The sequence below is a fragment of the Acinetobacter pittii genome (genome assembly GCF_034064985.1).
GTDB lineage: Bacteria > Pseudomonadota > Gammaproteobacteria > Pseudomonadales > Moraxellaceae > Acinetobacter > Acinetobacter pittii_H.
In genome coordinates this window covers 1,301,439-1,315,136 of sequence record NZ_CP139249.1, presented here as the reverse complement: position 1 = coordinate 1,315,136, position 13,698 = coordinate 1,301,439, and the positions used below count along the sequence as shown (strand labels likewise).

The following is a 13,698-nucleotide window of genomic DNA, read 5'->3' as shown; positions in this document are numbered from 1 at the left end:
GATTTATCACCATTTATTTTTTGTCGTCATGGAAATAGCGTAATTTATGTCTACAATTAAACAAGCAACTTTAATAGAGTCTTTTGTTTATCGCTTGCAAAAAAGCTTCTTTATTTTTCGGTGAAATCATAACCGTTGCGATTTTTTCATTTTTCATATAATAAATTTTGAGTCGATCTAATGAGAGTGCTGGAGAGGAAAGTGGATTATGAGTAGGCTCTATTTGGGTAATATCATTAATATTAATTTTCCATCGGAATACTAAACTCTTAATCAGTAGAGTATTGTTTTCTACTACATAATAAGTATTAAAGATGGGAAGCCAAATAATAAAAATGACTAGACTATAAATGAGGAGATGTGGAAAATTTGAAGCTAAAGAATAAAGATGATTTGCTTCATAAATTTTTATAACAATATTGGCAGTGATAACAATAAATATGAGTAAAAGCCACCAATCAATTTTTGATCTAAATTTCAAAATTTATCCTCCATTTTTAAATTAGTTCTTAGCAATTTATTCATTCTAATTTATTTAATTTATCTTCTTAAGTTAAAGCAAAACTTACCGCCTCTTTTGCATGAATGGTCGTAGTATCAAATAAAGGAACCGAGAATTTAAGCTCACCAATCAACATACAGATTTCGGTACAACCCAATATAATCCCTTGGGCACCTTCAGCTATGAGTCTTTCTACAATAGCGATGTACTTTTGCTACGAATCTGGGTTGATCACACCTAAACAAAGTTCTTCATAAATGATGCGATGGACGATCTTTCTATCGACTTCATTTGGAATAATTACCTCAATTCCATGAACTCGTAATCGAACTTTATAAAAATCTTGCTCCATTGTAAAAGCTGTCCCTAACAGTGCAACTTTACCAATATTTTGACTCAAAATTTCTTTTGCCGTTGCGTCAGCAATGTGTAAGAAAGGAACCGTAATTGAATCTTCAATCTGTGCAGCAACTTTGTGCATAGTGTTAGTACATACTAAAATACAATCTGCCCCTGCTTTTTCCAAATTTTGTGCTTGCTCAGCTAAATATGCGCCAGCCTCTTGCCATAAACCTTTCGCTTGTAAGGCTGCTATTTCTTCAAAATCGACACTATTAATAATGATCTTAGTTGAGTGCAATTTCCCTAATTTACGATGAACCATTTTATTGATTTGTTGGTAATAAAGCGCTGTAGATTCCCAACTCATTCCGCCTAATAAACCGATTGTTTTCATTATTAAATCCTTCTATTTATTCAAAACTTATCTATATCTCTTATGAGTAAAGCCCAGCTAGAATAAAATTGCTTTCTTAGTTTATTTCTAGCCTCTCCCATTTATTAATATGAAAAGCTGTGGACTCCCAAGAAATTTCTAAGTTCAATAGACCTTATTTATGAACTTCCCAAAACAGAAAACTCCCCCATAAATCCCAAACTCTAAAACATAAGAATTCACGCAAAATTCACGACCAGCTCTTTAATTTAATCTTATAAAGTTGGCTTGGATATCGACATGAAAATTATAACTACAGCCCTAGGGCTGATTACCTTGGTAGGTTTAACGGCGTGTAAAAGTGTGCCTACTTACTCAGGTGACTATGGCAAAGCTGAACAAAAAATTACTGGTATAGAATTAGATGACCAACAGGCGCTAGATGTCGGCAATCGTTTTGTCGCTGCATTTAATACGCTTGGTACCCCTACTTTTGTGAATAACGCGAGTCATCTTTACGCTGATCAACTTTATATCAACGATACACTCTCGCAGTTCTCTCAGAAAGCAGATTTGATTAAGCATTTTGAAGGCATGAATGCCCGAGTGAGTAATGTCACTGTAAAACTCATTAGCGCAACTCATCACCAAGATACAGCCTACATTCATTGGTACATGACCTATGACTTTAAAATGCTAGGTCGCTCAAAAACCATGGCTTCTTATGGAATTAGTCAAATTAAGATTAATGAGCAACAAAAAATTATTTTCCAGCAAGATTATTGGGATCCGGCAAATGGCCTTTACCGTTCTTTACCAATATTTGGAGGAGTATATAAATGGATATTGCCGTTCAAAAAAGTCGAATCTTGATATTTCTGGGAATCTTAATCGTATCTCAAGCGAATGCGGCTGAACTGAAAAAATGCAGTTCAGCGCCTTTAATGGTGACGAGCAAGAAGGTGGGAAATGTCAGTTACTTTGCTGAAAATTGCCTAAAAAATTGGCAAAGCCAAAGCATCAAAATGGAGTTTAGCTATAACCGCGATATTCCCGAGTGGGCATTTAAACGCGCAGCCACCCACTTTTTGAAGAAAAATGTTAGCGGCTTTGATGCTAAATCTCCGCTTAATCATATTAATGAACTATATAGGCCAATTAAGAGTGGAGATCTCTATAGTCTCTACTATCAACATGAAAATCAAAAACTAGAATTAAAATTAAACCAGAAGCTGCTCGGCTCTTTGAACAATCCGAATGCAAATCAATATTTTAAAATCTGGTTTGGTAGCGAACCGTTTAATGCTAAATTAAAACAACAACTATTAAATTAATGGCTTAATAAAATCTCATGGGTAATCACTTTATCCTCATGGTTGAGGACCATTTTGAACTTGCAGCAACAGTCTGCGAATTTCTTGAAGTGCATGGTTATGTTGTCGATCATGCACGTAATTTAGATGCTGCACGGACTTTTCTCAAATCTCAGCATTATCATCTTTTGCTGCTCGACATAAATCTGCCTGATGGCTCGGGTTATGACCTATGCAACTGGCTACGCACCGAACAAGGCGTTGATATTCCCGTTCTTATGCTGACAGCAAGAGATACTTTAGATGACAAACTTAAAGGTTTTACTGCTGGCACAGATGATTATTTGGTAAAACCTTTTGATTTTAATGAGCTAGTGATGCGGATTCGTGCATTAATAAAAAGAGCAGCTGGCGAAGTCACTCACCATAAAATTCAAATTCACGACTTAATTCTTGATAGCGCAACTCAAACCGTGGTTCGTGCCGGAAATAATATCGAGTTACCCCCTATTCAATTTAAACTATTAAAAATTTTAATGCGTCAGTCTCCAAAAGTAGTGACTAAGCAAGAATTGATGATGGAATTATGGGGCGACGAAGAGCCTGAAAGTGATGCGTTACGCAGTCACATCTATAACCTAAGAAAAATGGTTGATAAACCTTTTGACCCAAAGCTATTACATACAGTGGCAGGTGTCGGTTTAAAAATTGCTTTGGAAGATTCCGCGACTTAACTTAAATAGACCACAACAATTAAGCCTGTGGTTAGCTCCAAATCGAGTTCAGGATGAGTGGTTAAATAATATTGTCGATCAAACAGCTCCACTCTCCATCCTAGTTGTTTGCAAAGCTTTTGTACCAATTGCAAACCAATGCCATGGCCTTTAGCCTTTAAGGAAAGTTGCGAATCGCTGAGCTCTTGCACCTTTACATCGTTAGGTAAAGAAATTCCAATTCCATTATCTGCAATAATCAGGCTGTTTTTTTGTTGAATAATGTCGATTTGTGAGCCTTGAGAATAGTTAAGGGCATTACGTAAAATATTACCTAAAACCATTTGAGTCATCGAAGGATATAACCAACGTGGCTGCTCAGAAACATCAGGTTGAATATTAATCTGTATCCCTTTACCTGCACTTACCGCTTCTAAACTTTCAACAAGATCCTTTACCGTTTTCGATAATAAATTTTTCTCAGATGGCAAGCTCTGTACCGTATTACGTGCAATCGCAAGTAAGGTATCAACGAGCAGCTGCATATCTTCAATTGTGTTATGAAGACGGACTAAAGATTTATCGTCTCCATATTTCGCCTGACACAGTTGCACATTACCTTTCAAAATCGTGAGCGGAGTGCGTAACTCATGACTCACATCTCCAGTAAATTCTCTTTCGCGTCGGATAAAATCACTTAAAACCTGATGATATTTTTCTAAAGCTTGTTTAAGATATTCGGCTTCCATGTTGCCATTGGTATTAATATCTCTAAAAGGAGATGCCTGAGTATCTTGATGTGCCCAATCAATATTTTCTAAAGCATTCGCTAAGCGCGTAATCGGGGAAAAATAGCGTCTTGCTCTTCGGTTTGACCACCACAAAAAGCTATATAAAACAGATAAGCTGAACATGAGTGGAGCAAGACCAAATAACCAGATCAGCTTATTAACATTACTTTCGCCAAATACCAATAGAACATGCTGACCATTACGCTCACCATAAACCGTCATTCGTTCTTTACCATCAACAAATACTCGGTGCACGCCACTTTCTAAATGCATGCCCCGAAAAGGTTGAGGCGCGACCTGTGTATTCCACCGATATCCATATAAATTTTTAGTATCTGGTAAATCAGCATTTGGATTACGTTCTATGCGTAACCAGTAATGCTCCATTTCCTGTTCTAAAGCGGTTTTAAGTAAAGAGCCCTTAATCACCCAAGCACTACAAGCCAACCCGACCACGATCGATAATGCAATCAGACCAATTTGCAACCAGTAATATCGATTGAACATTTGGGCTAATGGATGACTCGCTTTGCCATCATGTCGATTTTTTATCATATCTTTATCGCCGGGATAGGCTATAGAAATTACTATGATCGCTTTTTAAATAAAAAGTGACCAATGACCCATTCTTGACCTTGCTCAAAACCAAATAACTCAGCACAAGCCATGAAGAAAATACGCCAGCGTTGCCACCAAATATTGGCATCTTTTCCATAGATTTTTTTAAACAGTGGCTTTAGTTCGACTTCTTGATTATCCATGTTATCAAGCCAAGCATTTGCCGTTCTCATATAATGCTCACCCGACCACTGCCACTCTTGAGCCAACTCTAAATGCTCTTGAAAATGCAAAAAAGTCGAAGTCGAAGGCATTAAACCGCCAGTAAAGAAATACTTGGACATCCAATCATAATCTGATTTCACTTCAAAAGGATAATGTAAAAAGCGATGGCAAAAAATATGACACCAAAGTAAGCCATCTGCCTTTAACCAGCCCTGAATTTTTTCAAAAAGACGTTGGTAATTACGTACGTGTTCAAACATTTCGACCGATACAACACGATCAAACTTGTCTTGGTCTAATTCAAGTACATTCACATCACAGGTAAGCACTTCAACATTGGTTAAACCTCTCAACTCTGCTTGCCGAAGAATATGCTTTTTCTGAGTTGCAGAATTTGAAACAGCCGTAATCTGTGAGCGTGGATAGTTTTCTGCCATCCACAAAGTTAAAGAGCCCCATCCACAGCCTAACTCTAAAATGTGTTGACCGTTTTTAAGTTGTGCTCTTTCACAATAAAGCAGAAGAGCTAACTCTTCTGCCTCATCTAAAGTTGTGGTTTTAGTCGGGAAATAACATGCACTATATTTGAGTCTTTTTCCAAGCACCGCCTGAAAAAACTCGGTCGGCAATTCATAGTGCTGCTCGTTTGCCTTATCCGTTTCAACGGCGATTTCGCTCTTCTTCAGCATATTAAGCACATCCATGTAGCGCTGCGCCCCTTGTTCAGGGTCATAACGGCCTTCTTGGATTAAGCGCTTTTTACTTAAAGCACGAATTGCAGCTCGAATTGCATGATCTGGAATCACACCACTTTCAACAATTTTCAAAGACTGATGAACAATAAAATCCATATGCGCACCTATTTTTTGGGTTTTCGCGGAATAAACATTGACGTTTTTTGTTGATAATCAAGATAATTTTGACCGCGACTTTTAATTGCTTGTTTTTCACTAAATGGAATACCCGTGACGTAATATAAAAATAGCCACATCAGTAACGGATAAATCCACAATACGTATTGGCCTGCCGCTAAACCAATAATTGGATAGGCAAACCAGTGTAACCATTCAAAAAAATAATTGGGGTGACGTGAATAACGCCATAAACCCTGATCCATCGTTTTGCCATGATGATCTGGATTTAATTTAAATCGGTATAACTGCTGATCAGCGAGCTGCTCTCCAATAAAGGCAATTGCCATGATGACAGCAGCAATTACTAAAGCGACTTTATATCCACTACTCCATTCAGTTGTCTCTACATTGAGGAGCATCCACATCGGCAAAAAGAACACAAGCACTAAAAGTGTTTGAAAGATAAAAAATAATAAAAAGCCAATATGCTGAAACTTACCCATCGCTTTACGCATGCTCGCGTAACGTCCATCTTCTTTTTGTTCAGATTGATAACGTCTTAACAGGTGCCAAAATAATCTTAAAAACCATAAGCCGCTAAAAATACCAATAAAAAGGCGCACTTCAACTGGGGCAACTGAAATGAGTAAAGAAGACACGATAATGTTTACTGCCAGACAGAAACTCCATGCAGCATCTACAATTCCAGCTCGGCCATTTAGAGTGGCAAGTAACCAGCTCAGCAACATGATCATTAAATCTAGAATCAGTAAATTCCAAAACATGAGCAGTCTCCTTACTTGAGCTGTTTGATTTAGTAACTGGTACTTTCAAACAACAAGTGAACATTGCTTATAACGCCTTCTTTAAAGCCACCTTCGCAATAACATAAATAGAAATCCCACATGCGGATGAAGTTTTCATCAAAACCTAAAGCCAATACTTGTTCCCGCGCCGCTAAAAAACGCGCTCGCCAGTGATGAAGTGTTTGCGCATAACTTAAACCAATATCATTTAAATGTTTTAACCTTAAACCGCTTTCAGAAGCAGTTTGAGTTAATACACTTACACTAGGAATGAAGCTACCGGGGAAAATATAGCGCTTAATATAATCAACTGTATTTAGTGCTTTTTTATATCTGAAATCTTCAATGGTAATGGCTTGAATAAATGCCAAACCTTTCGGTTTTAAGAGTGCTTTACATTGATCAAAGTATGTCGATAAATATTGCGCACCAACCGCCTCAACCATCTCAATTGAAACCAGCTTATCGAACTTACCTTCGAGCAAACGGTAGTCTTTAAGTTGCACATCAATTCGATGTGCCAAGCCAGCTTCATTTACACGAGTAACGGCTTCATCATATTGAGCTTGTGAAATGGTAATGGTGGTTACTCTACAGCCATAATGTTGAGCTGCATAAATGGCAAAACCACCCCACCCACTTCCAATTTCAACTAAATGATCTAGTGGTTTTAAATCTAACTTTTTACAAATGATCTCTTTTTTTAAATCAGATGCTTCTTCGAGAGTCATGTTTTCATTTTCAAAAACGGCGCTCGAATACATTAAAGACGGATCTAAAAATAATTTAAAAAAGTCGTTGCTTAAGTCGTAGTGCTCGGCAATATTTTTACGGCTACCACTTATAGAATTCTTTCGATTTTGATACCAAGCTTTAAGAAAAAACTGGCTCGCTTGAGCAATAACATTCTGGTTGATTTGGTCCAATACAGCTCGGTTACGTGCCAAGATCTGGATCAACTCGACAAGGTGCTCGCTGCTCCAGTCACCACGGATGTAGCCTTCTGCTGCTCCCAAAACACCATTTTTTAAAATAAGATCCATCAATAAAGGATTGTGAACTTCAATCACAGCATGTAAGTCTGAAACTTCACCGACCGTCCCATTCCACGCGCCCTGAAAAGTGATCTGTCCATGACGTAGTTTGAGAAGACTCTTGAGCAATAACGGTAGTGAGTCATCTTCACCATAAAGAAATGTTTTTATCATGTCTTATCTACCTTGATCTTTTTAGGATGACGATAAAATGGAACTTTTTTTCGCCACAACTTAAATGCCTCTAAATATATTGAAAACAACATTTTAAAAGGCGCTAGGCTGTTTATAAGAGCATATCGATATTGCTGTGAAGGAAATGTGATGGGCTCAAGTTCAAAGCACATAGTGGCATCAAAGAGTTGTTTTTGTTCTTCAAAGAGCTGCATATGAATGACATTTTGCTGATCTGAAAAACTAAACCGCCAGTGGTAAGTCAACTGCATAGGCATGAATGGCGAAACATGAAATGATTTTTCAAAATGAAAATCAAAACTCTGATAATCACCCATATTTCTTTGTTGTTTTGAGCAGTCGTGTATATAAACTTTTCGTTCATTCCACGGGGTATTGGTAATTTCACTGACAATAAATACGGGTTTTCCAGTTTTATTTAAAACAAAATAAAATACGACTGAATTAAACCTAAAACCCAAACTACGAGGCAAAGCCAAGACTCTGATTTGCCAGTCTGGCCGAAGATGTGAGTTATTATTTTGCAGTATCGCTTTCTCTACTCTATCCCTTATAGAACCGTGATACATGTTTAAAAAATCATTTTTAGATAGCTTTAATACATTCCAATGATCCGTCGACCAAAGTGAGCAATCTTTTGTAATATCATCTAATTGATCTGGATCGAACCATAAATAATTTAAGGTCGATGTAAACTCATGCGGTTTAGGGCTGTAACGCCGATGACGAATAAGTGCAGGAGCGATAGCAAGTTTATTTAATAACATTTGAAAGCTCCTTATTTATTCTTATAACGCTAAGAGTTGCTCTACAACACGTGCCGCACTGCGAGCGCCGTCTTCGTGAAAGCCCCAGCCCCAATATGCTCCACAAAACGAAGTCCGATTTTGCCCATTAATTTCGTGCCAACGAGATTGAGCTTGAATCGCTTTTGCATCAAATACGGGATGCCGGTATTGCCGCTCAACCAAGATGTCTTCGGCTTTAATTTTCATATTCGGATTTAAAGTAGAAAAAATTTGAGTAGCGCAGGATAAATTCTGCAAATTGTTCATCCAGTAGGTAAAACCATAATGTATGTCGGACTCATCGTTTTGAACTTGCGAAGTTGGTGTTACATGTACATGCCAGCTTGCCCACTGCAAACGGCTTTTAGGCATAATTGAAAGATCACGATGGACGACCATTCGATTATCTTGATAACCAAATTGACTTAATATTTCTTGTTCAAGCTCTGACGCATCTTTAATTAAATTTAGGCTATCGTCAGCGTGGCTTGCAAAAATCACCCAGTCATATTGGGCTTGCCCTTCAACGGTTTCGATCAACACAGTTTCTGGTGAACGACTCACAGCTTTTACTTCTGCAAATTTCCACTCAATGGATCGGTATTTCTTTTGAATAGCTTGAATATAGCTTGCCGAACCGTGTTTAACTGTTTGCCATTGTGGGCGGTCTTTTAACTGCAACATGCGGTGATGTTGAAAAAAGCTCACCACAAATCGATATGGAATTTGTCCTACTTGCTCAACGGGTGCCGACCATAAGGCACCGCACATCGGATAAAGATGCTCATAACGGAACTCATGACTATATTTGTGAAGGTCCAAATACTCTTCAATCGATAAATTAGGATCAATATCCGCCACATCTATATCTTTATTGTCATCATAAAAACGCAGCAAATCTGAGAGCATTTGCAGAAATTTTCGGTTTAAAAAGTTCTGCGGACGGGCAAAGAGCGACCATTTTTTTGAAGGGTTATATTGAAGTCCACTGACCAGATTATTCACAGAAAAACTCATATCGCTGCTTTGAGTTTCTACACCTAATTTTTTAAGCATGTCGGTAAATAACGGGTAGTTATAGTCATTAAACACAATAAAACCACTATCTACCGCGACTTTAGCATCTTCTATCTCTAGCTCGTGAGTGTCAGTATGACCACCAAAATAGTTATTTTTTTCATACACAGTGACTTGATGTTGTTCTGACAATCTCCAAGCTGCGTAAAGTCCAGATATACCTGAACCAATAATGGCAATTTTCATAACACTTCACCGTTTTCAATTTTCTCTAGCGATAAATTTTTAATCTTTTTATATTGATAAACCTTGTCTGGTACGGGCTTTAGCCCCCACACTAAACCAAATAAAGACATCAGTTTGAGCACATAAAAGGTGATATCAATCTGCCACCAATAAAAACCTTGACGCACACTGCCAGCGTAAAAGTGGTGGTTGTTGTGCCATCCTTCACCCAAGGTAATTAAAGAAAGTAGGAAGTTATTACGACTATCATCTGGGGTATTAAACTCACGTGAACCATAACGATGAGCGAGTGAATTAATACACAAAGTTGCATGTGTTAATAGAACAGTGGAAATCACAAATCCCCACACCAAAAGCTGTAAGCCATTGGTGCCCAACTCAGGAAAATGTTGCGCAAGCCATGAACCTAATCCATAAATTGCTAAGGCCGTCAAAATCACAATAGGCAAACTAAATCGGTCTAGCCAAATCAGCTCTGGATATTTCAACCAGTCTTTAATGACTTTTTTTCGAGTGGCAAAATTCTGCTCATTTAAAAACCAGCCTACATGCGAATACCAGAAACCTGCTTTCGCTGAATGCGGGTCCTGATCTGTGTCGGTAAAGTGATGGTGATAACGGTGATGGGCTGCCCACCATAAAGGTCCGCGCTGCGCACTCATGGTCCCAATCAGTACAAAAATGAATTGAACAATACGTGATGTCTGAAAAGTTTTATGCGAAAGATAGCGGTGGAAAAAAGCAGTAATTGCAAACATGCGAAGAAAATAAAACCCCAGCATGAAGATCACAGCAAACCAAGATACGCCCACCCAAAATGCAGCTAAGCAAGCGATATGTAATAAAATAAAAGGAATAATTCTTAACCATTGAATTTTCTTTTCAATGACATATTCGCTAAAAGCACCCACTTGCGCATTTTCTGAATCTGACCAGCTATCGATCCAGCGCAGAAAAAATTTAGACATTGATTCTTCCTGATCTAAAGCATTTCTTTTGGTTCTAATTTAGAAAATGCGCAATGAATTTTATGTGAAGTTCACTCGGTTACGATATAAATATAAGCATCTACGCAACCAGCACTTCACTATTTTGACTGGGTTGTTTTAACGAGTTTAGAAACGTCATAGCCATAGCTTTTTGCGGTTTGCAGATAAGATTGATATGTCGCCTCATCAAGTTGAGGGCTACGAGAAAGAATCCATAAATATTTATGGCTTGGACCACCCACTAAAGCGACCTGATAATTTGGGTCAACTCTTAAAACCCAGTAATCGCCTTTTGTAAAAGGAACCCATCTAAGACCAGAAGGTAAAAAGCTCACCTTCAATTTACTGTTGCCTTCATTTTGCGGATAAGCAACGCCTTCCGATGAGATCATTTCGCCTTTTTTTGTCGTACAGCTATTTAAAACACCAACGGTTTTGTCCGCGTTAATAGAATAGTTTGCAGTTGTATTGGCTACACAATTACGCTGAAAAAACATCGGTAAATGCGCAATTTCATACCACTTACCTACGTATTTATTAATGTCAATAGAATCAACAGCGACAGGTTTAGTATTGATGTCGGCAAAGGTGCTCAAAGGAAGCATTAAGCTCACCGCTGCAAGGCTACTGCTGATGACAAGTGATTTAAATAATAATTTCATGATTGCCCTCTTCTGTTTATTTCATACGTGTAAACATACGCCAGAGGGCTGTGAACAAAGTGTGAATTTTAGAAATTAAGCAACATTAATTAAGGATTTAATTGTATTTCTTTGGAGCATCTGCAAATGGAAAATCAAGCTCAAAGCACACACCCTCGACCGTGTTACAAGCCTTATAGCGGCCATCATGCAGATCCATAATTGAAGCAACAATCGATAAGCCTAATCCACCTGTTTGATTCTCATCACTTCGACTTGAATGGCATTGGTAGAATCTTTCAAAAAGATGCTCAAGTTGATGATCTGCAATTGAAACCCCACCCGTTACGACAGTCAGACTCACCCATTGCTTATGCTCAATCATCTTATGTTTAGTTGCGATATAAATAGTTCGCTTGTTACCACCGTGAACCAACGCATTTAAAACAAGGTTATAAACGGCTCTTTGAAAAAGCTCAGGATCTGCAAATAACTTTTGAGCTTCTAGATTAAAACTAAAATGACAGTCTTGTTCCTCGGCCTGATATTCAAAAATCTGGCATAGCCCATCTATAACATCTTTGAGGTTTATTTCTTGTTTATTTACAAGCACCATTTTCTGATCGGCTCTTGCCAAGAAAAGCATGCTGTCAATCATGCGTTTTAATCTCTGGTAATCGTCTAAATGAGAAACCAGTAAATCTTCATATTGTTCAACCGAACGTTCGCCAGTTAAAGCAATCTCGGTTTGCCCAATCAGATTACTTAAAGGCGTACGGAACTCATGTGCAATATCTTCAGAAAAACGGTTGAGCTGGGTATAGCCTTTTTCGATACGCTCAAGCATGTGGTTTATATCTTTTGAAAGTAGCTCAACTTCTAAAGGTGAATTTGGGAGGTTTAATCTTTTCTGTAGCTGATTTGCATTAATAGAATGAGTTTGCTTGCGAAGTTGTTGTAGCGACCGTAAACCTAAATGACACGCTAAAATGCAAAGCACAAAGATTGCAAACACACCCCCGATCACATACATCAAGAGACTTTCTTGAAAAGGTAAAAGAATATTGATGCGTTCCGACCACTGTTTACCTGCAATGAGCAGATAAGGCTCATTATTAATTTTTATGGTTTTCCATGCAATTCGTGTTGGATATGGTTTGTTGGCTAAATCTTGAAATTGAAGACTGTCGCGCTGTACAAGCTCAGGTAACTGAATGTGGAGCGGATTGATATTAATTAAAGTTTTGTCTTTATGAATAAGCAAAAACAAGTTGTCTTGGTTGCCAAGCATGTTTTGATACAGCTTAGGACGCGCAATGATTTGCTCTACATTTTCACTATCTTGCAGCAAAATTTCCAAACGATTAATTCGCTCTGCTAAAGCTTTATCTTGTTGCTTTAATAAAATCTGGTTAATACCCAAATAGGTCATAAAGCCGACTGAACATAAAATTAAGGCAGAACAAAGCGTGACCAGTAATGTAATACGGACTTCAAGAGAACGTAGAAATTTAAAGTTCATAAGCTAACCGAAATTTTATAGCCCAAGCCACGTATGGTATGAATGAGTTTTAACTCATATCCCTCATCAATTTTGCTTCGTAAACGGCGTACTGCAACGTCAATAAAGTTGGTATCGGTGTCAAAGTTAATATTCCAAACTTCGGAACCAATTTGTCTGCGCGTCACGATTTGCTCTTTGTTGAGCAACAGGTAACGCAACAAATTAAATTCGGTTTTACTCAGCTCAATTACGTTTCCGTTACGCCATACTTTATGACCAACCATATCCATTTTTAAATCACTAATAGATAGCTCATTTTCTTGCAGATATTGCTGTCGTCTTAACAGACTTTTGATACGTGCCAACAGTTCAATATAGGAAAAAGGCTTAGCCAAGTAATCATCTGCACCCAACTCCAAACCTTTCACTCTATCCATCACCTGATCTTTTGCCGTTAAAAAAATCACCGGAATTTTTGAAAACTGGCGTAGTACCTGTAATACGCTCCAGCCGTCTATGTCCGGCAACATGACATCAAGAATAAGTAAGTCATATTGGTCTCTCTTTAGCATTTCCAAACCTTGCAGCCCTAAGTGAACACACTCCGCTTGATATCCAGGCTCTTTTAATCCTTTGACCAAATAACTGGCGATCTTGATCTCGTCTTCAATAATAAGGATACGCATTTTGTAGAGACTCATTTGAAAGATGACAACTTTGTAATGTGATTGTCACGCTTGAAGTTAAGCAATTTGTTTAAGATTTTCAAAGCGACATAGAGGCAATCATTATGAAAAAATTGAACTG

Annotated in this window: 14 protein-coding genes and 1 pseudogene; 3 read left to right on the top strand and 12 right to left on the bottom strand. The window is 38.0% G+C overall.

Translation table 11 applies throughout. The features are described from left to right. Positions 1–70: 70 nt before the first annotated feature. Together SOI76_RS06340 and racD are read right to left on the bottom strand one after the other, a co-directional pair. Positions 71–481 carry a PH domain-containing protein gene (locus SOI76_RS06340; protein ID WP_104078965.1) on the bottom strand — a complete coding sequence of 137 codons (411 nt, stop codon included), beginning with the start codon at positions 479–481 and terminating at the stop codon, positions 71–73. 67 nt (positions 482–548) lie between these two features. Next, a pseudogene (gene racD / locus SOI76_RS06335) lies at positions 549–1,238 on the bottom strand (aspartate/glutamate racemase family protein). 279 nt (positions 1,239–1,517) lie between these two features. Between racD and SOI76_RS06330 the strand changes: the two are divergent. The 3 genes from SOI76_RS06330 to cusR are packed head-to-tail and all read left to right on the top strand — an operon-like array spanning position 1,518 to position 3,264. Further along, positions 1,518–2,090, top strand: a complete 573-nt coding sequence (locus SOI76_RS06330) for a nuclear transport factor 2 family protein (protein WP_205668366.1) — start codon at positions 1,518–1,520, stop codon at positions 2,088–2,090. Continuing rightward, positions 2,057–2,551: a chalcone isomerase family protein gene (locus SOI76_RS06325; RefSeq protein ID WP_104078966.1), complete on the top strand. Its 495-nt coding sequence runs from the start codon at positions 2,057–2,059 to the stop codon at positions 2,549–2,551. The genes SOI76_RS06330 and SOI76_RS06325 overlap by 34 nt, the downstream gene beginning before the upstream one ends. 17 nt (positions 2,552–2,568) lie before the next feature. Beyond that, positions 2,569–3,264: a response regulator transcription factor gene (cusR, locus tag SOI76_RS06320; protein ID WP_000526530.1), complete on the top strand. Its 696-nt coding sequence runs from the start codon at positions 2,569–2,571 to the stop codon at positions 3,262–3,264. Here cusR and colS read toward each other — a convergent pair. From colS to irlR, 10 genes are all read right to left on the bottom strand, one after another. Next, positions 3,261–4,589: a sensor histidine kinase gene (gene colS / locus SOI76_RS06315; protein ID WP_104078967.1), complete on the bottom strand. Its 1,329-nt coding sequence runs from the start codon at positions 4,587–4,589 to the stop codon at positions 3,261–3,263. The genes cusR and colS overlap by 4 nt on opposite strands. A 32-nt stretch (positions 4,590–4,621) precedes the next feature. Continuing rightward, positions 4,622–5,668: an SAM-dependent methyltransferase gene (locus tag SOI76_RS06310; RefSeq protein ID WP_104078968.1), complete on the bottom strand. Its 1,047-nt coding sequence runs from the start codon at positions 5,666–5,668 to the stop codon at positions 4,622–4,624. 8 nt (positions 5,669–5,676) lie between these two features. Continuing rightward, positions 5,677–6,456: a DUF1295 domain-containing protein gene (locus SOI76_RS06305; RefSeq protein ID WP_104078969.1), complete on the bottom strand. Its 780-nt coding sequence runs from the start codon at positions 6,454–6,456 to the stop codon at positions 5,677–5,679. A 29-nt stretch (positions 6,457–6,485) separates the two neighbouring features. Then, positions 6,486–7,685 carry an SAM-dependent methyltransferase gene (locus SOI76_RS06300; protein ID WP_104078970.1) on the bottom strand — a complete coding sequence of 400 codons (1,200 nt, stop codon included), beginning with the start codon at positions 7,683–7,685 and terminating at the stop codon, positions 6,486–6,488. Continuing rightward, positions 7,682–8,473 carry a DUF1365 domain-containing protein gene (locus SOI76_RS06295; protein WP_104078971.1) on the bottom strand — a complete coding sequence of 264 codons (792 nt, stop codon included), beginning with the start codon at positions 8,471–8,473 and terminating at the stop codon, positions 7,682–7,684. The genes SOI76_RS06300 and SOI76_RS06295 overlap by 4 nt, the downstream gene beginning before the upstream one ends. A 21-nt stretch (positions 8,474–8,494) precedes the next feature. Beyond that, complete coding sequence (locus tag SOI76_RS06290; RefSeq protein WP_104078972.1) at positions 8,495–9,757, bottom strand: NAD(P)/FAD-dependent oxidoreductase; 1,263 nt, start codon at positions 9,755–9,757, stop codon at positions 8,495–8,497. Continuing rightward, a complete protein-coding gene (desC, locus tag SOI76_RS06285) occupies positions 9,754–10,725 on the bottom strand; it encodes an acyl-CoA desaturase (protein ID WP_104078973.1) in 972 nt (323 codons plus the stop codon). Before desC ends, SOI76_RS06290 begins: the two co-directional genes overlap by 4 nt. 119 nt (positions 10,726–10,844) lie before the next feature. Further along, a complete protein-coding gene (locus SOI76_RS06280) occupies positions 10,845–11,408 on the bottom strand; it encodes a lipocalin family protein (protein WP_104078974.1) in 564 nt (187 codons plus the stop codon). 97 nt (positions 11,409–11,505) lie between these two features. Next, positions 11,506–12,909: a heavy metal sensor histidine kinase gene (gene czcS, locus SOI76_RS06275; protein ID WP_104078975.1), complete on the bottom strand. Its 1,404-nt coding sequence runs from the start codon at positions 12,907–12,909 to the stop codon at positions 11,506–11,508. After that, the gene (gene irlR / locus SOI76_RS06270) at positions 12,906–13,577 is read right to left on the bottom strand and encodes a heavy metal response regulator transcription factor (RefSeq protein WP_104078976.1); all 672 of its coding nucleotides are present in this window, start codon (positions 13,575–13,577) and stop codon (positions 12,906–12,908) included. The genes czcS and irlR overlap by 4 nt, the downstream gene beginning before the upstream one ends. Positions 13,578–13,698 lie beyond the last annotated feature (121 nt).

What these genes read in the sequence shown, in the direction of transcription:
- irlR (WP_104078976.1), bottom strand. Translation starts at nt 13,577, where the DNA reads ATGCGTATCCTTATTATTGAAGACGAGATCAAGATCGCCAGTTATTTG.
- czcS (WP_104078975.1), bottom strand. Translation starts at nt 12,909, where the DNA reads ATGAACTTTAAATTTCTACGTTCTCTTGAAGTCCGTATTACATTACTG.
- SOI76_RS06300 (WP_104078970.1), bottom strand. Translation starts at nt 7,685, where the DNA reads ATGATAAAAACATTTCTTTATGGTGAAGATGACTCACTACCGTTATTG.
- SOI76_RS06295 (WP_104078971.1), bottom strand. Translation starts at nt 8,473, where the DNA reads ATGTTATTAAATAAACTTGCTATCGCTCCTGCACTTATTCGTCATCGG.
- colS (WP_104078967.1), bottom strand. Translation starts at nt 4,589, where the DNA reads ATGATAAAAAATCGACATGATGGCAAAGCGAGTCATCCATTAGCCCAA.
- SOI76_RS06290 (WP_104078972.1), bottom strand. Translation starts at nt 9,757, where the DNA reads ATGAAAATTGCCATTATTGGTTCAGGTATATCTGGACTTTACGCAGCT.
- SOI76_RS06325 (WP_104078966.1), top strand. Translation starts at nt 2,057, where the DNA reads ATGGATATTGCCGTTCAAAAAAGTCGAATCTTGATATTTCTGGGAATC.
- SOI76_RS06310 (WP_104078968.1), bottom strand. Translation starts at nt 5,668, where the DNA reads ATGGATTTTATTGTTCATCAGTCTTTGAAAATTGTTGAAAGTGGTGTG.
- SOI76_RS06330 (WP_205668366.1), top strand. Translation starts at nt 1,518, where the DNA reads ATGAAAATTATAACTACAGCCCTAGGGCTGATTACCTTGGTAGGTTTA.
- desC (WP_104078973.1), bottom strand. Translation starts at nt 10,725, where the DNA reads ATGTCTAAATTTTTTCTGCGCTGGATCGATAGCTGGTCAGATTCAGAA.
- cusR (WP_000526530.1), top strand. Translation starts at nt 2,569, where the DNA reads ATGGGTAATCACTTTATCCTCATGGTTGAGGACCATTTTGAACTTGCA.
- SOI76_RS06280 (WP_104078974.1), bottom strand. Translation starts at nt 11,408, where the DNA reads ATGAAATTATTATTTAAATCACTTGTCATCAGCAGTAGCCTTGCAGCG.
- SOI76_RS06305 (WP_104078969.1), bottom strand. Translation starts at nt 6,456, where the DNA reads ATGTTTTGGAATTTACTGATTCTAGATTTAATGATCATGTTGCTGAGC.